The 22864-nt window shown below is 42.4% G+C and carries 18 protein-coding genes; 7 read left to right on the forward strand and 11 right to left on the reverse strand.

All coding sequences use genetic code 11. From position 1 onward, the window contains the following. Both C1A47_RS14990 and C1A47_RS14995 read right to left on the reverse strand, forming a co-directional pair. Positions 1-1740: Ig-like domain-containing protein (locus tag C1A47_RS14990; protein WP_162625963.1), on the reverse strand; the 1740-nt coding region annotated here is incomplete at its 3' end. 353 nt (positions 1741-2093) lie between these two features. Beyond that, the gene (locus C1A47_RS14995) at positions 2094-2501 is read right to left on the reverse strand and encodes a TonB C-terminal domain-containing protein (RefSeq protein WP_111895830.1); all 408 of its coding nucleotides are present in this window, start codon (positions 2499-2501) and stop codon (positions 2094-2096) included. A gap of 172 nt (positions 2502-2673) precedes the next feature. On the opposite strand from C1A47_RS14995, the gene C1A47_RS15000 reads away from it, so the two are divergent. Beyond that, positions 2674-3273: a LysE/ArgO family amino acid transporter gene (locus C1A47_RS15000; RefSeq protein ID WP_111895831.1), complete on the forward strand. Its 600-nt coding sequence runs from the start codon at positions 2674-2676 to the stop codon at positions 3271-3273. Positions 3274-3279: 6 nt separating this feature from the next. Here the strand turns inward: C1A47_RS15000 and C1A47_RS15005 are convergent, their stop codons facing one another. Then, complete coding sequence (locus tag C1A47_RS15005) at positions 3280-4482, reverse strand: hypothetical protein (protein WP_227539798.1); 1203 nt, start codon at positions 4480-4482, stop codon at positions 3280-3282. A gap of 508 nt (positions 4483-4990) precedes the next feature. Here C1A47_RS15005 and mqo point away from each other — a divergent pair. The 5 genes from mqo (at position 4991) to C1A47_RS15030 (ending at position 10739) form a co-directional block, all read left to right on the forward strand. Continuing rightward, positions 4991-6598 carry a malate dehydrogenase (quinone) gene (gene mqo / locus C1A47_RS15010; protein ID WP_111895832.1) on the forward strand — a complete coding sequence of 536 codons (1608 nt, stop codon included), beginning with the start codon at positions 4991-4993 and terminating at the stop codon, positions 6596-6598. An 87-nt stretch (positions 6599-6685) separates the two neighbouring features. After that, on the forward strand, positions 6686-7936 hold the full coding sequence (locus C1A47_RS15015; RefSeq protein WP_111895833.1) for an MFS transporter: 1251 nt from the start codon (positions 6686-6688) through the stop codon (positions 7934-7936). 14 nt (positions 7937-7950) lie between these two features. After that, entirely contained in the window at positions 7951-8394 is a 444-nt protein-coding gene (locus C1A47_RS15020) for a hypothetical protein (protein WP_111895868.1), read from the forward strand. Between the two features lie 125 nt (positions 8395-8519). Further along, a complete protein-coding gene (locus tag C1A47_RS15025) occupies positions 8520-9395 on the forward strand; it encodes a homocysteine S-methyltransferase family protein (protein WP_111895834.1) in 876 nt (291 codons plus the stop codon). Positions 9396-9401: 6 nt separating this feature from the next. Then, on the forward strand, positions 9402-10739 hold the full coding sequence (locus tag C1A47_RS15030; RefSeq protein ID WP_111895835.1) for a basic amino acid/polyamine antiporter: 1338 nt from the start codon (positions 9402-9404) through the stop codon (positions 10737-10739). A gap of 143 nt (positions 10740-10882) precedes the next feature. On the opposite strand, the gene gltP is transcribed toward C1A47_RS15030, so the two are convergent. Further along, complete coding sequence (gene gltP / locus C1A47_RS15035; RefSeq protein WP_111895836.1) at positions 10883-12169, reverse strand: glutamate/aspartate:proton symporter GltP; 1287 nt, start codon at positions 12167-12169, stop codon at positions 10883-10885. Between the two features lie 531 nt (positions 12170-12700). Between gltP and C1A47_RS15040 the strand changes: the two genes are divergently transcribed. Continuing rightward, positions 12701-14071 (forward strand): phosphomannomutase CpsG, encoded by a 1371-nt coding sequence (locus C1A47_RS15040; protein ID WP_111895837.1) that lies wholly within the window; start codon positions 12701-12703, stop codon positions 14069-14071. Positions 14072-14130: 59 nt separating this feature from the next. Here C1A47_RS15040 and C1A47_RS15045 read toward each other — a convergent pair whose 3' ends face one another. The 7 genes from C1A47_RS15045 to C1A47_RS15075 form a co-directional block, all read right to left on the reverse strand. Then, positions 14131-15969 (reverse strand): LTA synthase family protein, encoded by a 1839-nt coding sequence (locus tag C1A47_RS15045; protein WP_111895838.1) that lies wholly within the window; start codon positions 15967-15969, stop codon positions 14131-14133. 111 nt (positions 15970-16080) lie between these two features. Further along, positions 16081-17097, reverse strand: coding sequence for a UDP-glucose 4-epimerase GalE (gene galE / locus C1A47_RS15050; RefSeq protein ID WP_111895839.1), 1017 nt, complete (start codon positions 17095-17097; stop codon positions 16081-16083). A 1-nt stretch (position 17098) separates the two neighbouring features. Continuing rightward, positions 17099-18766 carry a glucose-6-phosphate isomerase gene (gene pgi / locus C1A47_RS15055; protein WP_111895840.1) on the reverse strand — a complete coding sequence of 556 codons (1668 nt, stop codon included), beginning with the start codon at positions 18764-18766 and terminating at the stop codon, positions 17099-17101. Further along, entirely contained in the window at positions 18763-20022 is a 1260-nt protein-coding gene (locus C1A47_RS15060; protein WP_111895841.1) for a nucleotide sugar dehydrogenase, read from the reverse strand. The genes pgi and C1A47_RS15060 overlap by 4 nt, the downstream gene beginning before the upstream one ends. 14 nt (positions 20023-20036) lie before the next feature. Continuing rightward, a complete protein-coding gene (gene galU, locus C1A47_RS15065; RefSeq protein ID WP_111895842.1) occupies positions 20037-20912 on the reverse strand; it encodes a UTP--glucose-1-phosphate uridylyltransferase GalU in 876 nt (291 codons plus the stop codon). 18 nt (positions 20913-20930) lie between these two features. Continuing rightward, positions 20931-21551 (reverse strand): sugar transferase, encoded by a 621-nt coding sequence (locus C1A47_RS15070; protein ID WP_111895843.1) that lies wholly within the window; start codon positions 21549-21551, stop codon positions 20931-20933. Positions 21552-21691: 140 nt separating this feature from the next. Further along, the gene (locus C1A47_RS15075) at positions 21692-22864 is read right to left on the reverse strand and encodes a glycosyltransferase family 4 protein (RefSeq protein WP_111895844.1); all 1173 of its coding nucleotides are present in this window, start codon (positions 22862-22864) and stop codon (positions 21692-21694) included.

The following is a 22864-nucleotide window of genomic DNA, read 5'->3' on the forward strand; positions in this document are numbered from 1 at the left end:
CTCAGAAGCAGATAAAGATTCAGAAACAGACTCAGAAGCTGAAAGTGATGCCGATTCAGAAGCAGATAAAGATTCAGAAACAGACTCTGAAGCTGAAAGCGACGCCGACTCAGAAGCAGATAAAGACTCAGACAAGGACTCAGAGGCTGAAGCAGACTCAGATTCAGAAGCTGATAGCGATTCTGACAAGGACTCAGAGGCTGACTCAGACAATGAAGTCGATTCAGATAATGACTCTGAAGTTGAATCTACTGTATCCACATAGTCAGTTGAAGTTGGTGATGAATAATTACCAGCCTGATCTACTGCAATCGCAACAATAGTTCCTGAATCTTGTACGGTGACCGATGTCGCAGTATAACTACCATCACTCGCAGTAAGTACATCTTGAGTTGTACCATCTGGGAAGGTCACAGTCACGGTCGTACCTACCTCAGACTGACCTCCGACTGTGACAGTACCATCGTCATTTGAAATAACTTGATCAATTGTTGGTGCTTCAGGCGGAGTGGTATCAGTATATGTTGTTGTCGCTGGGTTGGATGTATTACCCGCAGCATCTTTTGCAATAGCCGAAATATCTCCTGACGTTTGGGGCATATCTGATGTTACTGAATAGCTACCATCACTTGCTACAACGACATTTTTAGTTGAACCATCAGGGAAAGTCACCGTAACCGTACTGCCGACCTCAGACTGACCACTCACTGTTAGAGTGCCATCATCATTTGGTGTAAGTTCATCAATACTCACCAGCGGTGCTGTGACATCGGTATAGACTACAGTAGTCGGATCAGAAGTATTGCCCGCATGGTCAGTTGCTGTCGCAGAGACATCTCCCGAGGTTTGTGGGCTGCCTGAAGTCAAGCTATAACTGCCATCGCTGCCCGCAACAATACTTGCAGTTGTACCATCAGGGAAAGTCACCGTAACCGTACTACCTGCTTCAGCCTGACCACTCACTGTTACCGTGCCGTCGTCATTGGCTGTCACCTGATCAATGCTTGGTGCCTCAGGTGCTGTGGTATCGGTATAAGACACTGTGGTTGGATCGGAGGTATTTCCTGCATGGTCAGTAGCCGTTGCAGAAACATCACCAGACGTTTGCGGTGTCCCTGAGGTTGCTGTATAGCTACCATCACTCGCCGCAATGACATTCGCTTTCGTACCATCAGGGAAAGTCACCGTGACCGTACTTCCCGCTTCTGCCTGACCAGTAACTGTCAAAGTCCCATTATTATTCGCTGTAACATTCACTGTCGGTGCATCTGGTGCAGTTGTATCTTTTACGCCCGATGAACCACTGCTACTACCTCCAGATGCAGCAGCAGCCACTACACCTGCGGCCAGACCTGCACCAATTCCCCATGCACTTAGTCCAGCTGCACCTGCAACAGCATTTGCGCTATCTGTATATAAAAGAGGATCTATAGATTCTATAGGGAGATAACTGACTTCACTTGTTGCGCTATGCTCAATCACCAATAGCTCATGGTTATCATCACGAAAAACCAAACTATTATCTGGTGTATTGGTGTTATAGAAATTCTGAATGACAATTTGATCCCCGTTTTTTAGGGTAATCACTGCCGAGTTTCCATCTCTTGTAATGGTTGCAACGTCCTGCTGCCTGACATCTACAACAACGACCGAATTTTGAGTCACACTGACATGATTAGAATTAATGGTTTCTAATACTTTATGACTCTCTTTTGAAATTATTTGTATCGTGTTCGCCATAGTTTATTCCCGACTGTTTTTATTGGAATTCTTGTTAAACTAATCTTCACACAATTTTTTTGTTCATTTGTTGAGCTTTTGTGACAGAAAAAATAATTTATATAAAATGTAAATAACTGAATTTAAGTATTTTTCTTATTTTAAATATTATATAAATGTAATTTATATATTTTTTGTAGCATCTTTTTATGTCATTTTTCCCATAATACACATATTTTTTTTAAGTGATTTTATGTGAACTATTTCACATTTTACAAATAGTTTAAGTGTTTTTATTTATGCTTATTACATCAACAAAATCCGCCATGTATTTATCAATGTACGGATTTTAAAGTTTCATCATCTTTTTTAATTTAAAAAATCAAAAATAATTTCATCCACCAAGGTCGTTTTGGTTTTGAAACCTTAATGTCAAAAGGTTGTACAAGAACGATCTCCTTGCTATCGCTATGATGTAGCTTTGCATGATGCAAACTATCTAAAACCAGCTGATCCAGTTTTGTATTTCCAGAACTCTGATCTAGCCCCAATTTCTCCATCTGACCATCTGCGTCAGCCCAAATACGAACTTTTAAATGGTATTCCCCTACAGGTATATATTTGCTCAGTAGATGTTGAGATAGCTGTGGTTTGGTTTCCCAATAGACTTGTGAATTCGTCACTAAAGTCATGTTGTGGGCTGGCGTTATATCAGTAGGATTTGAGGTTGCCCAAGTGAATGATGAACACAGCAACAGGCCTAACAGAAGTATTTTTCTCATGCTTTCAATTTATTATAAAATTTTGCCTAGTCTAATAGATTAACTCAAATTTTAAAAAGTCCTTTCTTCGAAACTTAAAAAAACTTAGTGATCCCGATATTTTTTTAGTTTTAATGCTCTGACCGCTTTTAAAAATCATAATGCTGAAAATTGAATTGGACTGAAATAGGTGATGTCAGCATTTTTTTATGGCCTAGGTACGGGCTTTTCCCTGTTACTGGCCATTGGGGCACAAAATGCGTTTGTCCTCAAACAAGGACTTAAACAACAATACATGTTCTGGGTAGCACTGATCTGTGCTGTCTCTGACTCCATCCTGATTTTTGGTGGAATTTCAGGATTTAGCCAGATCATTCGCCAATTTCCGCAAATTCCGCTGATTGCGCAATATGCAGGCGCCTTGTTTTTATTTGCTTACGGTCTCCGCAGTTTTTATCAGGCGATTTATCAAAATGCCGCTTTAACACCGAGTCAGCTTGAACCAGAAAGCTGGATCAAAATTATTGGAATGTGCTTGGCCTTTACATGGCTCAATCCACATGTCTATTTGGATACCATGTTACTCATCGGTTCAATTTCCACGCAATTTTCACCGAGCATTGGTCTGTTTAGCGTTGGAGCCATTCTCGCCTCATGGCTATTTTTCTTCAGCCTTGCCTATGGTGCCAGACTACTGCTTCCGATTTTTCAACTGCCGCTTTCTTGGAAAATTCTGGATGCCGTTATTGGATTGGTGATGTGGGGAATCGCCCTGCGCTTAATTTGGCACTAAGCACAGTTAACCTTCAAAAGGTTGTCCCATCACAATCACCAACAAACAACCCAAAGCCACACAGGCGGCAAAATAAAAACGATAAGGGCGAACACGGAAGTTGATGCACATGCAACTGGCACACTGGAACAGGTAAAACAGTGCAAAACCTTTGGAGGCGAAATCAATGATTTCAAAAATATCAAATTGCCAAACCAAGACCAGACAGCACAAAGCAATGATGACATAAGCACTTCTGATCGGAATTTTTTGCTGACTGACTTCGTTGATTAACCCGCCATTCCCAGAAAAGTCTGCCAATGCCGCACTCAACTGACTGGCTACGGCAGCAACCATTAAAAATAACGGTGCGGCAACAAATACAAACTGAGCGACATCGATAACCGAGGTATCGGTAATGGCTGTAGTTAAAGGGTGGATTCGAAAGACCAGTGTAAACAGCAAGATAAATGAAATATAAATCGCAGAGCTAACCAACTGGGCATTACGCATACTGTTGATGCGTAACTTGGGACTATATTCTTTTCCCAGATAGCGGCTGGTTTCAAAACCCTGAATCATGATCAGCAACCCCAAAACCATCGGAATATGCTGAGGGTTAAAGGTTTTCTCAGGCCAATTCGGTGCGGGGGTTTTCAGGTTAAACCATGCTAAAGCCAGTAAAAAAACCAAGATAATGCTCAGCTTGATATTCACCGAGTAAACTTCGATTTTCTCTAATGCCTTAAAGCCACGCCAGAAACCAAAAACCGCCATAAACACCAAGACAACACTGGTGATCAGCTTTTCAGGGTAGCCATTGGTTAAGCCAAATGCCCTGACAATAAAAGAAGAAAATAAATAGAGGTAATAGCTGACAGACAATACATAAGCAAAAACCAACGCGATATCACTACATTGCTCTGTGCGTTGTACCGCACGGTAGCGTGGCTCATGCAAGACGGGTTCAACCTGCTGAATATTCCAGCGAATAACTTGTCCAATGGCAAATGCAAAGACACACAAACCCAGCATGACCCAAACAGCATCGTCACCACTTAAATCATAAAGTAATGGTGCAGCGATGAGAAAACCACTGCCAATAATAGAGGCAAGCGGTGTGATTGTGGCTCGCCATGTCTGATTATGTTGAATTTTTGGATAGAAAAAAATTAACATAAAACCCAGTGCCAGACCTGCTAACAGCAAGGTGGTTGGATCTAACCCCATTGGTTTCCCCTTTTCAGCATCTCTTTTGTGCTGATTGATCTTTATAAAATGGCCTTACCATACCCCCAAACTTTTATGCTCACAAATACTTTCATCAATGGCAAGATTTAAAGCTATTTATCCATCCATAAACCCAAAGTGGATATTTAGACCTATTTATAACTTTTACTAAATAATTACCATAATTCATATTTATTTATATTTTTCATAATTTTAAATCAGAAGTTAATCCGATCTTTAAAATAACACATGATATTCAAAAAAATTTAAAATATAACCAATTGAATATTATTTAATTTTTAAAAATTCCGATTAATTCAGTTGGTTATATTAAAATCCCTGTCTGTTAATAGATCTACACAATTGTTATACTAAAGTCTTATTTCGTTCATTTTAATTTTTGCTTTGTAAATAGTCAGTTTGATTTTTCCCAGCATTTTTGAACATTTTTAATGTCCACTTTTTTGCCACGCTTTTGGCAAGACCTTTCATTTTTTAGGGAAATTGAATGCGTAAGTTTTTAAAGGCATTATTAATACTGCTTTTGGTATTAATCATCCTTGCTGTGATCTTTTTGTTTAGACCGATTGCGTCTAAAAAAATTAATACCACCCAAGGTGAACCTGTTGTTGATGCCGTACTGATTGGCGGCGGTATCATGAGTGCAACACTCGGGACTTATCTCAACGAATTACAGCCAAACTGGCAGATTCGTATGTACGAGCGCCTCGATAACGTTGCACTTGAAAGCTCAAATGGCTTTAACAACGCAGGTACGGGTCACTCAGGCTTCATGGAAATGAACTATACCGAAGAAAAAGACGGTAAAATGGACATTTCTAAAGCAGAAAAAGTCGCTTCCCAATTTGAAGTTGCCAAGCAGTTCTGGTCATATCAAGTCAAACAGGGCGTTTTGGGCGAGCCAACAAGCTTTATCAATCCTGTGCCACACCACGCATTTGTGATGGATGACAACGTTAAATTCCTTGAAAAACGTTATGCAGCCATGATCAAAAGCCCATTCTTCCAAGGCATGAAATTTACTGAAGACCCAAACCAGATTAAGCAATGGGCACCTTTGGTGATGGAAGGACGTGATCCGAACCAGAAAGTTGCGGCAACCCGCATGGAAATTGGTTCTGATGTGAACTACGGTTCAATCACTCGCCAATTGGTCGGTCATTTGGAAAAGTCACCAAACTTCAAGTTACAAACCTCAACTGAAGTGACAGGCATTAGCCAAAATGATGACAAAACTTGGTCTGTTGAATTTAAAGATTTAAAAACAGGCAAAGTGGATCATGTCAAAACACGCTTTGTGTTTATTGGCGCAGGTGGTGCAGCGATTAAAATGTTGCAAATGACAGGTCTACCACAAGCGAAACAATATGCAGGCTTCCCTGTTGGCGGTGAATTCCTGATTACAGACAATCCAAAAATCACGGCACAACACACAGCAAAATTGTATGGTCGTGCAGACTTCGGCGCGCCTCCAATGTCTGTACCGCATATTGACACTCGTTATATCGACGGTAAGAAATATGTATTGTTTGGGCCATTTGCAACTTACTCAAACAAGTTCCTGAAAAATGGTTCACAGTTAGATTTGATTGCGAACACCAACAAAAACAATGTTTTGCCAATGACAGCTGTCGGCATCCAAAATCTGGACTTGGTGAAATACTTGATTAGCCAAGTCATGATGACTGATGAAGACCGCTTCCGTGAACTGAAACGCTACTACCCAGATGCCAATCCGAAAGACTGGCACTTGAGCCAAGGTGGTCAGCGTGTACAGATCATCAAGAAAGAACCTGGTAAACCTGCAAAATTGCAGTTTGGTACTGAAGTGTTTGTTTCTGAAGATCACGCGATTGCAGCATTGATGGGTGCTTCACCAGGTGCATCAACGTCTCCATACATTATTTTGAATGTCTTGGAAAAAGCGTTCCCAACACAAACCAAAGGTGAGTGGAACGGTAAGTTGCATGAAATTATTCGCTCTTATCAACAAGATTTGGGTGAAAACCCTGCCTTGCTTGACCAAGTGCGTCAGTACACCAGTTCAACACTGGGCTTACATTACACACCTGTTGCCCAACAAGCACAAAAGTAATTTAAGTCACTGAAAACAAAAGGGATGAAGTCATTCATCCCTTTTGTCATTTTAAAACCTTGTTACTTTTGACTTTTAAGATCTCTAATGTCTGACAAAATTTCACCTTTTGCTGCCCTGACTTGTCGCGATTTCTCGTTGCTGACCATGAATCAGTGCTGTCTGACCTTAGCGATTTTGATTCAGGAAGTGTTGCTGAGTTTTTATTTATATCAGCTCACGCATAACCCGATGATGCTCGGTTTAGTCGGATTGGCAGAGTTTGTACCCTTTGTACTGCTCTCGCTTTGGGGTGGTTATATTGCCGATCGTTTTAACCGACAACGGATCTTACAACTGAGTTTTAGCAGTTCGATTCCATTATCAGGACTGCTGTGGTTATGTTTCTCCAGTCACCAACAACAGCTTCTCACTGACACGTTATTTCTCGTGAGTGTGTATAGCATCATCTTCCTTTTTGGCTGTATTCGCGGCATTTATAGCCCGTGTTTTAATTCGTTGCGTCCATTTCTGGTCCCTGAAAAGCTGTATAGCAATGCCTCAACATGGACAGCGCTCTGCTGGCAAATCAATGCGGTACTTGCCCCGATTTTGGCAGGATTGCTACTCACCCATTTCGGTTTACACACCACATTTATGGCGGTAATGGCCTTGTTTGTATTGGGCAGTCTGGCGCTCTGGCAGCTCAAAGCGCGAGAATTTCCACAGCTTGCGCAAAGTTCTGTTTGGTCAAGCCTCAAAGAAGCCGTGGCATTTTTAAGACAGAGCCGAGTGCTGTTTTGGGCAATGCTGCTCGATGTCAGCTCGGTCTTTTTTGGTGGCGTAGTTGCCCTGCTCCCCATCTTTGCTCAGGATGTTTTACATCTTGATGCTGATGGTTTTGGGTTGTTACGCGCTGCTCCTGCCTGTGGCTCTTTGCTGATGATGAGTGTGTTGGTGAAGTTTCCACCCCAACAGCAACTCTGGCAAAAAATGCTGATTGCAGTTGCAGGTTTTGCCTGTTGCTGCTTTGCGTTTGCACTGAGTCGACATCTCTATCTTGCGGTACTGATTTTGCTGCTGATGGGTGCTTGTGACAGTTATAGCATCGTGATTCGACAAACCTTGCTGCAACTGATTCCCCCCAAAGACATGCTCGGTCGGATCGCAGCGATTAATGGCATTTTTGTCACTTCGAGCAATCAGCTTGGTGCATTGCAATCGAGTCTAATGGTACAGCTACTCAGTATTATCCCTGCGATGTTACTGGGTTCTAGTTTGTCTTTATTCACAGTCGTGCTGAGTTATCGGCAAACCCGTGATCAGTCTACTGATCATTCTTTTTCTAAATCAGGTTGAATATGTTGCGCTTTATGTCTTGGTCAAAAATCAGTGGCGTTTTACTGTATAGCCTCTTTGCGATTGTGATTTTACAGGCTTGCTATATTGCGATTTTAGGAGGCACGACAATCTTCTTCTGGCTCGACCTCTGCTTGGTTGTGATTTATCAGTTGCAACGCCAGCAAAGTTTGTTGCGTAGTGGCTGTTTGCTAATTTTGCCGATTGGCTTGTTGCTGTATCTATATTTGCATCTATGTTTTATCGGGTTGCTGTTACCTCACCTGAGCCTATCCGCTTATTATTTTTATCGCCGCACCAGACATATTGCGGTTGCCCAACATCTATGGACAGCGGCTTTACTCAGTCTATGCCTGATCATTTTCCTGATGCTGCAAAGCAACTATTTACATCAGTTACAACAGCACTACGCCAGTTTTCATACAGGCGAATCATGGCAACAGTTTGGCGCTTTATAAACTATGTAAAAATAATCTTTTAAGCTTCATGGTTTTACTGAATATGGTTATCAAAAAGTCCATTAACAGCGAAATCGGCTTTTGAGTATACTAATGCGCTTTAAAACGCTAGAAGAACCTGTACGATGAAAATTTTAGATGGTGGTGTAGGACGTGAATTGGCGCGTCGTGGTGCACCATTTCGTCAACCTGAGTGGTCTGCTCTTGCCCTTTGGGAAGCTCCTGAAATTGTAAAAGATGTACATCTCGACTTTATTCAGTCAGGTGCAGAAGTCATTACCACCAACAACTATGCGGTTGTTCCTTTCCATATTGGTCAAGAACGTTTCGATGCCGAAGTTCGCCAATTGGTTCAAGTTGCTGTAGATCAAGCGAAACAAGCCGTTCAAGAAAGCGGTCGTGATGTCAAAATCGCAGGTTGCCTACCGCCACTGTTTGGCTCATACCGTGCCGATTTATTCCAAGAAGATCATGTGCGTGAACTGGCTTTGCCGATTATTGAAACCTTGGCAGGTCAAGTCGATTTCTGGCTGGCTGAAACCCAATCCAGCCTCAAAGAAGTGGAAATGGTGCACAACCTACTGCCAAAAGATGGCAAAGCGTACTGGGTCTCTTTCACTCTGCAAGATGTCTTGCAGCAAGATCGTGCTTACTTACGTTCAGGTGAAAACCTTGAACAAGCGGTAGACGTGATTCGTCGTATCGGTGCAGAAGCGGTGTTATTTAACTGCTGTCAGCCTGAAGTGATTTTGCAAGCGATTCAGGAAATCAAACAATTGGCGCCTGAATTGACCATTGGTGCCTATGCCAATGCATTCCCGCCACAAGATGAATCTGCAACAGCCAATGATGGCTTGGATGAAGTGCGTAAAGACCTTGACCCAACCGCTTACTTGGCTTTTGCCAAAAAATGGCAAGATGCAGGAGCTTCACTGATTGGTGGATGCTGTGGAATTACCCCTGCACATATTGCTGAACTGTCTGCGTTTTTTAAAGAATAAGAAAATATGTCTTCTGCAAAAATTGGTTTACTGTCGCTGACCGCACTGGTGTTTAGCTCCATGGTCGGCTCTGGGGTATTTAGCTTGCCGCAGAACATGGCAGCCGTTGCCAATGGTTCAGCCCTGCTGATTGCATGGCTGATCACTGGGGTCGGTATTTTATTCTTGGCATTTTCATTGTTGTATTTATCTCGTCAGTACCCTGAACTGGATGGTGGGATTTATAACTATGCCCGTGCAGGCTTTGGCGAATTGATTGGCTTCTGTTCGGCATGGGGCTATTGGCTGTGTACCACCATCGGCATTGTCGGTTATGTGGTGATTGTATTCTCAAGTCTCGGTACATTCGTAGATACTAAAGAGCATGTGATCTTTGGTGATGGCAACACCATTTATGCGCTGATTGGCTCATCGATCTTTGTCTGGTTGGTGCATTGGCTGGTGAGTCGTGGGATTAAAGAAGCGGCTGTGGTCAACCTGATTGCCACGATTGCCAAAATCGTACCGATGGTGGTGTTTATTGCCTGTAGTTTGGTCGCATTCAAGCTGGATGTCTTCAAACTCAATTTGCATGACTTCTCCTTAAAAATGCCCGTTTGGGAACAGGTCAAAGACTTGATGCTGATCACCTTATGGGTGTTTACAGGGATTGAAGGTGCAGTGGTGCTGTCTTCTCGTGCGCGTAACCGTAATGATATTGGTAAAGCCACGGTGTTCGGCGTCTTATTGGCACTGGCCTTTTATGTGATGGTCACGGTGTTGTCTTACGGTGTCACCAGTCGTGCCGACATTGCAGATATGCATAACCCATCTATGGCGACTCTTTTGACCCAGTTGATTGGTTTGCCAGGCACCATTGTGATTACTGTCGGTCTAATGATTTCCGTGGCATCCTCATATTTAAGCTGGACTTTATTTGCCACTGAAATTCCATTTTTGGCTGCGAAAAATGGTGCATTCCCTGCGACGTTTCTCAAGACCAATGCCAACAATGTGCCGATTTCATCGCTATGGCTGACCTCAATTGTGGTGCAGGCAGCACTGATTGGCGTGTACTTTTTCAATAAAAACTACACGTGGTTGTTAATGATTTCTTCGGTCATGATTCTGTTGCCTTATTTCTTGGTATCCGCATTCTACTTAAAAGAATCGGGTAAAAATAAACAGCCGAAACATATCTTGATTGCACTCGTGGCAACCATTTATGCCCTATGGTTACTGTATGCCGCAGATCTTTCTTTACTGTGGGATTCTGTACAGCTTTACATGGTCGGTCTGATTATTTTTGGCTATAGCTATTTCAAACATAAGAAACGCCTTGCCAGTGACCCATCATTATCTTAGTCCAGTACTGACATAAAAAACGGCTCTGATGAGCCGTTTTTTATTTCGCATAAATCAGACTTCTTTCATAGACCCCTTTTATTTCTCCCTGTGGGAGAAAAACAAAGAGGGTGTAAGCAGTTATGAAAGAAGTCTAGATCATCTTATTTGTAAGATGCTTCATATGCTTTTGCTTTGTCTTCGTCGAATTGCTTCTGCCATTTACTGATCACCAGTACAGCCAAGGCATTACCCACTACGTTCAATGCAGTACGCGCCATATCCAGAATACGGTCAACCCCTGCAATAAACGCAAGACCTTCAAGTGGAATACCGACTGAACCCAAGGTCGCCAATAACACCACGAAAGATACGCCTGGAACACCTGCAATCCCTTTAGAAGTGACCATCAAGGTCAAGACCAACACGATTTCTTGGGTCAAGGACAAGTCAATCCCGTAAAGCTGAGCAATAAAGATTGCCGCGATACTTTGGTACAAGGTTGAACCATCAAGGTTGAATGAATAGCCTGTTGGAACCACAAAGCTCGAAATCGCTTTTGGTGCACCATATGCTTCCATTTTTTCCATGATACGTGGCAATACCGTTTCAGAACTCGCCGTTGAGTACGCCAAAATCAGTTCGTCTTTGAGAATCTTGATCAGGGTAAAAATGTTCAGACCACAGATTTTTGCAACTAGGCCAAGGACACCAATGCCAAAGAACAAAATTGCCGCGTAAACTAACACCACCAATTTTGCCAAAGGTACCAATGACGCAAAACCAAAAGTTGTCACTGTCGCAGCGATCAAGGCGAATACACCCACAGGGGCATACATCATGATCATGTGCGTCACTTTGAACATGGTTTCAGAAACCGCTTTCAACACATTGAGTAATGGTTGTTTCGTTTCTACAGGCAGAGCAGCTAAACCAATCCCGAACATTACTGAGAAGAAAATAATCGGCAACATTTGTCCGCTTGCCATCGCACTAAAGATGTTCGATGGAATCAGCGACAAGATCGTTTGTACTAAGCCATGTGACTGTGACTTCACTTCTTCAGTAGTATGTTCATACTGAGAAATGTCCACTTTATGCAGCAATGACATATCAATCCCTGTACCAGGATGGAAGACATTGGCACACAAAATGCCGACAACAATGGCGATTGTGGTAATCACTTCAAAATAAAGAATGGTTTTTACACCCAAGATTCCAAGTTTTTTAGAATCTCCAACCCCAGCAATACCCAGGATTAAAGTTGAAATCACAATCGGTACAACGATCATCTTGATCAAGTTAATAAAAATTTGACCGGCTGGTTTCAAAAAGTTATTCACAACACTTTGCTGAATATCGGGTTGGTTGTGCAAAATGGTTCCCACAACAACACCCAAAATCAATGCAATTAAGATTTGCCAAGCAAGACTAATCTTTACTTTGTTCATAGGCTAAGACCTTATACGATCTAGTTAGTTATCTACAGTAATTGGGCAGATATTAACAACGGAAGATGGAAAAGAATAAAGCATATAAGTCGAAATCCAATTTCGAGGCCGCTCCATTAAAAACGGGGACTACTCTACTCAGGGGCTATTCTCTCGTCAACAGAAAAAATTGAGTATCATGCATGGAGTGACAATAAAAAATTAAAATATATTTTAAATTCAATGCACTATATTGACTCTAAATTTTAATTTTTTATTAAGAATTTATAAATAATTCACTAAAACATATTAAATCATATGAATAGAATATTAAAAAACATAACAATAAGTTATTATTTTTTAAAAATTTAATTTCTTTTTTTTAAAAATTTCCATTTTTTTTGATCGGAAAAAAGTCTAACTGTTCAATACCTCTATATTTCAAGAAAAAGACCCTTTTTTATAGATTCATTAGTTATATCAGGAATGCAAAATAAAGCCCAAAAGCCCGTTATAATATGGCTTTCTAATAACAGCACCCTCATTCAGATCATGACCCAACTGACATGTTTTAAAGCCTACGATATTCGTGGCAAACTCGAAACCGAACTTAACGAAGACATCGCCTATAAAATTGGTCGTGCTTACGGTCAGATTTATCAGCCTAAAACCGTTACGGTGGGTTGTGATGTCCGTCTCAGCAGTGAAAGTCTCAAACAAGCCACAATTCGCGGTTTAAATGATGCAGGGGTCAATGTCCTTGATTTAGGTATGACAGGCACAGAAGAAGTGTATTTTGCTGCTTTCCATCTCGATGTTCAGGGCGGTATTGAGGTGACGGCAAGCCACAACCCGATGGACTATAACGGTATGAAACTGGTCCGTGAAAATGCGCGCCCGATCAGTGCCGATACAGGCTTAAAAGAAATTCAGGCCTTGGCAGAAAGTGCTGAATTTACAGAAGTCAGCCAAAAAGGCAGCACACAAAGCTACAATATTTTACCTGAATTTGTGCAGCATCTTTTGGGTTACATTCAACCTGCCAAAATTCGCCCACTCAAACTGGTGGTCAATGCAGGCAATGGTGCAGCAGGTCATGTGATCGATGCCATTGAAACTCAGTTCAAAGCGCTGAATGTGCCTGTTGAATTTATCAAAATTCACCACGAAGCCGATGGCACATTCCCAAATGGCATTCCTAACCCGATCCTGATTGAAAACCGTGACAGCACTTCGCAAGCAGTGATTGCCCACCAAGCTGATATGGGGATTGCCTGGGATGGTGACTTTGACCGTTGCTTCTTGTTCGACGAGAAAGGCCAATTCATCGAAGGCTATTATATTGTCGGTCTACTCGCACAAGCGTTCTTGTTGCAACATCCGAATGAAAAAATCGTGCACGACCCTCGCTTAGTCTGGAACACGCAAGATATTGTTGAAAAATATCAAGGGCAAACCGTACAGTCGAAGTCTGGTCATGCTTTCATTAAGCAAATCATGCGTGAAGAAAATGCTATTTATGGCGGCGAGATGAGCGCACACCACTATTTCCGTGATTTTGCTTACTGCGACAGTGGCATGATTCCATGGTTATTGGTGGCAAGTTTACTGTCTGAAACTCAGCAATCATTATCAAGCTTAGTTGAAGACATGATTGCCAAATTCCCATGCAGTGGCGAAATCAACTTTAAAGTTGCCGATAGCCAAATCACCATTCAAAAGATTTTTGATCATTATGCTGAGCAAAATCCTGTGATTGACCGTACCGATGGTGTCAGTCTGGACTTTGGTACATGGCGTTTAAATATCCGTGCTTCCAATACCGAACCGTTGCTTCGCTTAAATATTGAAAGTCGTAGTGAGCTTCAGCCACGTGCGATGCAAGCTTATGTCGATGAACTGTCAGCCATGATCCAAAGCTAATCTCTTACATCTACAGCAATAAAAAAGCTCGGTCACATGCCGAGCTTTTTGATGTTATATCAGTTTGCTATTTGAGGTTTCAGCATTTGATAGGTGAAATTATGTCCATTCAAGGTATCGTTATTCAACGATTTATACTGATCTAACAATTGCTCCTTATTAAACTTGCATGATGCTTTTTCACGAATAAATTTCTGATGAATCGCATCGTAACAAGAAGAGACCTGCTCAATAAACTGATAATAAGGCGACAATGGCAAATTGGCCAGATGCAGAATTTTCGGCGCTAAAAAGCTGGCTGGAATAAATGGCTGCGCAAAAATTTTCCGCTGTACAGGATAATTACTCCATAACACCATTGGCGTTTCATAGGCATTCGGCTCTTCGCGATTTGGGTCTTTGTCAAAATAATGATATTCATCATATACATTTTGCAGATTCGGCAAATGGTCACCATAAGCAATCACAATGGTTGGACGCTTTAATGTTTTGACAAAATCGGTCAGATCACGAATATGCTGATCTGCTCGTGCCACCCCAGCCGTATAGGTTGCCATTTTCTGATGGGCACTTTCAGACAGATTCGGATTGAGTTTATAAGACTGCGCCCCATAACGGTCATCTGAATACATCGGATGGTTCTCAACCGTAATCGCATAAATAAATTTCGGCTGATCACTGGCAAGGCTCAATTCTGTTTTGATGGAATTAAAAATCACATCATCATTGGCCCAACCTGCCTGATTAAAGATGGTCGAGCGGTTGGCTGAATTCATCATATTTTCAAGTGAAATAAATTTATTGAAACCCATTTGTTGATAAACACGATTACGGTTGTAGTAGTAACGCCAGTTGTTATGCATGGCGACTGTGTCATAGCCCAAGCTATTTAAATACAATGGCAATGAATAAATCGGTTTATGAATTTTGGCAACATAGACCAGTTCGTTACGGAAGAAAATCGTGTTTAAGCTGGTCAGTGCTTCAAATTCAACATTGGCAGTTCCACCACCAAAAGAAGGTGAAAGCAATGCTGACACTCGATTTTGATTGGTAAATGGCGTCAGATTCTTCGGTAATTTTTTATCGAGCAAGCGTGGATTCCACATCGACTCATCCATCACCACCACAATATTCGGTTGTTCTGTCGTCGATGATGCTGGCTCACTTGCTGCTGTAGGGGTTTCTAATGGTTTAAAAATCTGTTCAATGGTTTCACGTGAAACAGTTTCATGTGGTAAAAAAGTTTCGGTTAAATTATCCAAAATTTTCGACATAAAAAATGTGGTAAAACCAAAATTTTGAATCTTGCGAAAATCTCCGATCCAGTCACTACGTGTATTAGGGAAACCCGAAACGGTTAAACAAACCTTTGGATAGTTAGGTTTACTACATGCCCCAATCGGACTTTTTATATAATTCATATACATGGCTGAGCAGAACATCACAACGCTCAGCAACAACTGCACCAAATAAGTCTTTATGGGTGTGGCTTTTTCTTTTCTGAAACAGAAAATCAGCACGGCCAAGAACGCTGCAATAAAGGCAAAAAAAGCAACTTTCAGTGGTATTGGCGCAGCTTTAAAAGCTTCTGAAAACAGCAAGATATCATCGGGACTGAAGTTGGTGGAGAGATATTTTTCTTTTTTAAAATTAATAAATTCAATCAGCCCTACAAAAATCTGGCTGAGTACCAATGCGGTATATTGGCGCCTTAATACGGCAGCAAACAGTAAAATCAGGCTGTAATTAAACAGACAGGACATCAGTGTCTTGGCAAGACGGACGGAAGAGAAACCATCAAGTAAGAAATTCCAGCTTGATGCGAGGTACATCGAAAAAAATGTAGAAAAGCAGGCCACAAGCAAAAAGAGAATTTGCTGGCGTAAGATGTTCATAAGGCAGGAGAGAAAGAATTGATTCAACAGGCGGCAAATTATATCAAAAAATAAGCAGCCCTGAGGCTATCATTATAGAAAAAATGGCGCTTGAATGCGCCATTTTCATATTTAACGATAACCTTGAGGGTTTTGCTTTTGCCAGTTCCAACTGTGCTTGAGCATATCTTCAAGCTGATATTTTGGCTGCCATCCCAGTTCTGTCACTGCACGGGTATTATCTGCAAAACAGGTGGCAACATCACCAGCACGACGTGGCGCAAACTCATAGGCAATCGGCACGGCATTGACCTGCTCAAAACTGCTTTTGATTTCCAGAACCGAAACGCCCTGCCCTGTACCAATATTCCATGCACGGCAGCCTTGTTGGGTTAAACGATTTTTCAGTGCGCAAACATGTGCCTCTGCCAAGTCCACCACATGAATATAGTCACGCACACCTGTACCATCTGGGGTAGCATAGTCATTGCCAAAAATCGACAGTTTTTCGCGTTTACCCACCGCCACTTGGGTAATATATGGCATCAGGTTATTCGGAATGCCTTGCGGATCTTCACCAATTCGACCACTTGGATGTGCCCCCACAGGATTGAAATAGCGCAATAAAGCCAATGACCAACGATCATCTGCCGCTGCTAATTTCTCCAGCATTTGCTCAACCACCAGTTTGGTGTAGCCATAATTGTTATTCGGCATCGCGGTTGGCATGGTTTCTTGCAATGGTGATGGATGAGCATCGCCATAAACCGTTGCCGATGAGCTAAACACCAAACAGAATACACCTGCCCGCTGCATCGCTTGGACTAAATTGATACTGCCCGAGATATTGTTATCAAAATAGGTTAAAGGAATTTGCTGACCTTCACCGACAGCTTTTAAACCAGCAAAATGGATCACCGCATCAATCGCATGATCGGCAAAAATTTGATCCAGCACTTGGCTGTCCCGAATATCACCTTCAATAAATTTAAGTGTCTTTCCTGTCAGTTCTTGTACACGTTTCAATGCTTCAGGCGAGCTGTTACTGAGATTGTCCAGCACGACAACGTCATACCCTGTTTCCAGCAAACGAACGCAAGTATGCGAGCCAATAAACCCTGCACCACCCGTCACTAAAACTTTTGTCATATTATTTTCCTAACAAAATCTTGAGTAAGCCTTGGGTTGAAGCATCAAGCGGTGGCAAATTATGCTGCTGCCCATTTAAAATCGGTAACAGTTGATTGGCAATCTCTTTGCCTTTTTCAACGCCCCATTGATCGAAAGGATTAATATTCCAAATCACAGACTGTACAAACACTTTATGTTCATAACAGGCAATCAGCATGCCCAAACTATAAGGATTCAGTTCATTGACCAGCAAGGTTGAACTGCCCTGATTCCCTGCATACTGTTTATAAATGGGTAAATGATCCAGCTCACTTTTATCCAATGCTTGATTACCAAATGCCAACAAGCGTGATTGTGCCAAACAGTTGGATAAAGCCAAATGATGCTGTTCGACCAGAGCGCTAGCATTTTCAACATAGGTAAATTGCTTGGCATTATAACGCTGGACTGGTGCGATAAAATCACAGCTCACCGTATGTGTGCCCTGATGCAGCAATTGATAAAAGGCGTGCTGCGCATTTGGCCCCACTTCCCCCCAAAGGATTGGACACGTGTTTACGCTCACTTTCTGACCATTACGCTGAATCGATTTGCCATTCGACTCCATTTCGAGCTGTTGCAAATACGCCGCAAAATACTTGAGGCGACCATCATACGGCAACACCGCATGGGTTTGGACATCTAGAAAATTGGTATTCCAAATGCCCAGCACTCCCATTAAAACAGGAATATTTTGAGAAAACTCGGCAGAACGGAAATGCTGGTCAATCGCATGTGCTCCAGCCAGGAATTGCTGAAAACCTTGAACACCAATACTTAAAGCGATTGGCAAGCCAATACATGACCAGAGTGAATAACGTCCCCCGACCCAGTCCCAAAGTAGAAACTGTTTATCAGGGGCAATTCCCCATGCCGTCATCTTATCGGCTTTGGTTGACACGCCAATAAAGTGACTTTTAACCACTTTCTCTTGCTGACCCAAAGCTTTTTCAAGCCACAAACGCACGGTTTGTGCATTGGATAAAGTATCAATCGTGCCAAATGATTTAGAGGAGATAATAAACAGTGTGGTTTCAGGACGTAGTTGATGCAGTAAATCCGATAACTGACTACCGTCCATCGTCGAAACAAAGTGCACCTGCAATGGTTTTGCAGTTTTCACTTTAAAGTCTGACAACGCATGCGTCGCCATAAGCGGACCGAGGTCTGATCCCCCTACCCCAATATTGACCACATCCTGAATGACTTCACCTGTCGCCCCACGATATTGTCCCGCATGAATTTTCTCCACCAACTTATACATACGCTGTAATTGCTGCTGGACTTGTTCGCTCAACTCAGGAAATTCAATCGACTGTTCAGGCAGACGTAGTGCCCAATGCATGGCTGCACGCTGCTCGGTATAGTTAATACACTGCTCTGAAAATAATGCCTGAATCCACTCCCCAAGTTGTTGTTGCTCAGCTAAACGGATGAGCTGCTGTACAATCTGCTGATCCAGACGCTGCTTACTATAATCGAGAAAGAGTTGTTCAAAGCGTACAGAAAACCGTTGAAAGCGCTGAGAGTCGAGAGCAAACAATTCGGTTAGATGTAATTGTGACATCGCTTCAGCCAAATGGCTCAATTGCTGCTGTGCTGAATTGCTCTGAACCTTAGGGAAATGGGTTATATTTTCTTCTGTCATTGGCGACCGACTCCTGCATAGGCAAAGCCTTGAGCCTTAATATATTCGGGATCATAGATATTTCGCCCATCCAAAATCAACGGATGCTGCATCAACTGATGCAAACGGCGATAGTCCAAACTTAAATACTGTTTCCAAGCGGTCAGTAAACACAACGCCTCAGCCCCTTGTGTTGCCTCATACTGATCTTCACACAAAATCAGATCATCACGCGAACCGTACTGTTCTGCAATCAATGGTAAGGCTTGCGGATCATGTAAGCGAATGATCGCACCTTGTGCCCATAGGGCTTTGAGCATGGTATGAATTGGGGAGTAATTGGTCCGTGGAGTATCCTCTTTAAATGAGGCTCCCCAAATCGCAATTACTTTTCCTTTTAAATCACAGTGATAGTAATTCCACAACTTACGGAATAAAATTTCTTTTTGTTGTTCATTAATATCCCAGACCTGTTCTAGCAACTGGCTTTTGACCCCAGTTTCTGCAATCGTTTGCGATAAGGTCAAAATATCATGCGAAAAATTTTCACCGCCAAAACCCGCACCTGCAGCCAAATAACTCGACCCAATTCGGTTATCCGCACCCAGTCCTAAACGGACATTGGCAATATCAATATTGAGTTTTTCAGCAACCTGTGCCAAATCATTCATATAACTAATACGGGTTGCCAACATGCCAGAAACACTCAACTTGGTAAATTCAGCATCCAAAATTGGCATAAACAGATAATTATGGTTATAGCTAAAAAAGGGACGCAGCAATTCACGAATTTTTGTTTGAGCTGATGTCGTTTCTGCACCAACCACCACATGCTTGACCTGCAACACGCTATTAATGGCATTCCCTTCTTGTACCATATCAGGGAAATAACACCAGTCATCCTGAGGCAGTAGCTGCATCAACTGACGAGTCCCACCAAGACCAAAACTCGAACCATTCACCATCAATTTAGGATGAATCATGGGCTGCTGTTGCAAATAATTTAAAATCTGCTCTAGCTGATGCTGTTCATTGCAATTAAACGCAAAGAAATAAGCGTCGACCGTCAACGGAATCTGTTTTAATGCTTTTAAATGCAAACGCTCAGCAATCAATTGCTGCTGAATCAGTTGATTAACAACCTGTTCCTGATAATGCGTTGTACTGATATGTTGATCCGATGTGGTCAAACACCAATAGACTTGGTGCCCATACTCTGCAAATAAACCCGCCATGACACCCGCATGCAATGTCGTTCCAAAAACTGCAATTTTCATGGCATTGCTCCAATTTAGATGTCGAGTTCACGAATTAAAGCGATAACTTCCTGACCCAATTTGGGATGCTCAACCGCATAGTGTAAGACCGCCTTGAGATAACCGAGCTTACTACCACAGTCAAAGGTCACACCAGACATACGATAGGCTTCTACGCTATCTGTTTGTTGTAACATGGCAATCGCATCCGTCAACTGGATTTCATTGCCTGCACCTTTCGGCGTTTGTTCCAATAACTGCATAATCTTGGCAGGAAGGACATAACGTCCCACTACAGATAAATTACTTGGAGCAGTACCCACTGCCGGTTTTTCAACAATACCCTGCATATGAATACTTTGACCTTCTGAAGGTACAGTTGCCACATCAACAATGCCGTATTGATCAACTAAATTCTCGGGAACCGCTTCCACCATAATTTGTGCCGCTTGTGCTTGCTGATAACGCTCAACCATGCGAGCCAAATCATTCTGCTGGTTTTGATTTTTGACTAAAACATCAGGCAACATCACGGCAAATGCGTCATCACCCACAATCGACTTAGCACACAACACCGCATGACCCAAGCCCAAAGGTTGTGGCTGACGGACACTAACAATACTGACATGCTCAGGCACAATCTGGCGAATCTCCGCCAATAAGTCCCATTTTTTCTTCTGCTCTAAAGTCGTTTCCAACTCAAAGTTACGATCGAAATAATTTTCAATCGAGGCTTTAGAAGAATGCGTCACCAAAATAATCTGCTCAATACCTGCTTCAACGGCTTCACGAACGACATATTCAATCGCAGGGCGATCAACCACGGTTACCATTTCTTTGGGAATAGATTTACTCGCAGGTAAAAAACGGGTTCCTAAACCTGCGACAGGCAAAATGGCTTTTTTAATCATGCATTCATTCACTATTTTTTAGGTTTTACTTTGTTTTGATGCATCAGAATCATTGCCTGTAAACAGCGATGGGCCGACATGTCCTGGGGCATTGATCCCTTCTTTTTTCAGCATCACGGATACAGTTTTAAACATAATTTTGAAGTCCACCGCAACATTGTGATGATCGACATACCAAACATCACATTTAAAGCGTTCTTCATAATCCAGTTCATTACGTCCACTAATTTGCGCCAGACCTGTCATACCTGGACGGACTTCCAAGCGACGTGCTTGTTCAGGCGTATAATGTTCAACAAATTCTTTGAGCATCGGACGTGGCCCAACCACACTCATATCGCCTTTAATCACATTGAGCAATTGAGGCATCTCATCGAGACTGGTTGAACGTAACTTTTGACCAAACGGCGTGATACGCTGCTCGTCTGGGAGTGGATTGCCATGTTGATCAAGTGCATCTTTCATAGAACGAAACTTCATCATTTTAAACAGCTTGCCATCTTTCCCTGGACGCTCTTGGTAAAAGAAAATCGGTGAACCCAGATTCTTTTTGACCTTGAAGGCAACATAAATAAACACAGGCAACAAAATCGTAAATGCAATTGAAGCAATGATGATATCGACAAGTCTTTTGAGCATGATTATTTTACCCATCCACCGAAATCACATCGCATAGCGATAGTAGACATTTAATTGAACCTTGTTGAAACACTGGTCTGCCGAAATGGTAGATCAATTTTAAAAAGCGTATTTTATCAACTCTTGGGCAAAACTGCCATTCATGTCGAGGGCGTATGGGCTGATGAATCTGTCACAAATTGCATCGCCTGTAACATCTGTTGATTGACCCGTTCAACCTCATAACGCTGCTCAACCAAAATCAGAGATTGAGCTGCCATCCATTCAATTTGGGCAGGCTGCTCAATCAGGCGTTGCATCGCCTGAGCCAGTGCATCGGCATCACGCACAGGCACTTTAAAACCATTTTGTCCATCAATCACGGTTTCCTTACAACCTGGTGCATCGGTGGTGATAATCGCACGGCGCATTGCCATCGCTTCAAGTACCGAACGGGGAATCCCTTCACGATAAGAAGGCAACACAAAAATATTGGCTTGGCAAATCGCCTGACGCACATCACTGAGTTTGCCCCAGTACTGAATCAAACCCGATGCCATCCATTCTTCCAAATCTTCTTGGGCAATGGCTGCGGGATTTTCATCAATCCAGCCAACCAAATGAAAATGGGCTTGCGGATAGTGCTGCTTGATTTGCTTGGCAGCCGCGATGTATTCATACACGCCTTTGTCTTTGAGCAATCGTCCCACCATCAAGAAAATCGGTTGAGGATGACCCAGTTCATCCAAAAGTAAAGGCTGAGGACCAAATTTCTCGGTATTTACCCCAGAGCCATTCACAATATGCGTCGGGATATGCGGTGGCAAATGCTTAAGTTCACGTACCAAAGCCAAATCATCCGCATTTTGAAAAATCACCGCGGTCGCTTGACGTAGCGCAAAGCGAAAAACTTTATTAAACAATTGCTTTACATATTTAAAGCGCCCTGAGGATTGGTCATCCTGAAAGGCAAACCCCAAACCGCTGAGTAAAATATAACGCTCTGGCACTTTCGCCAAATAAGCCGCAATCGTGCCATACAAAATCGGCTTGATGGTATAGCTCAAGACTTTATTGGGCTGAATGACCTTAAGATGCTGATAAATCGCCAACAGGGTTTTCGAATCTGCAACAGGATTGGTGCCCATTTTCTGTAAAGGGTAGCTGTGCAAACTAAACCCTATACTCTGAAAATAACGCTGATCTTCAGGATATAACTCAATATTTGGGGCAAGAATATGAATCGCATAGCCTTGGGCAGCGATACTATTCAGCAAGTCACCCCGAAAATTTCGCACAGTATGCAGGTCGTTGGAAATAATACAGAACTTCAT

This window comes from Acinetobacter sp. MB5 (genome assembly GCF_003261585.1).
Classification (GTDB): domain Bacteria; phylum Pseudomonadota; class Gammaproteobacteria; order Pseudomonadales; family Moraxellaceae; genus Acinetobacter.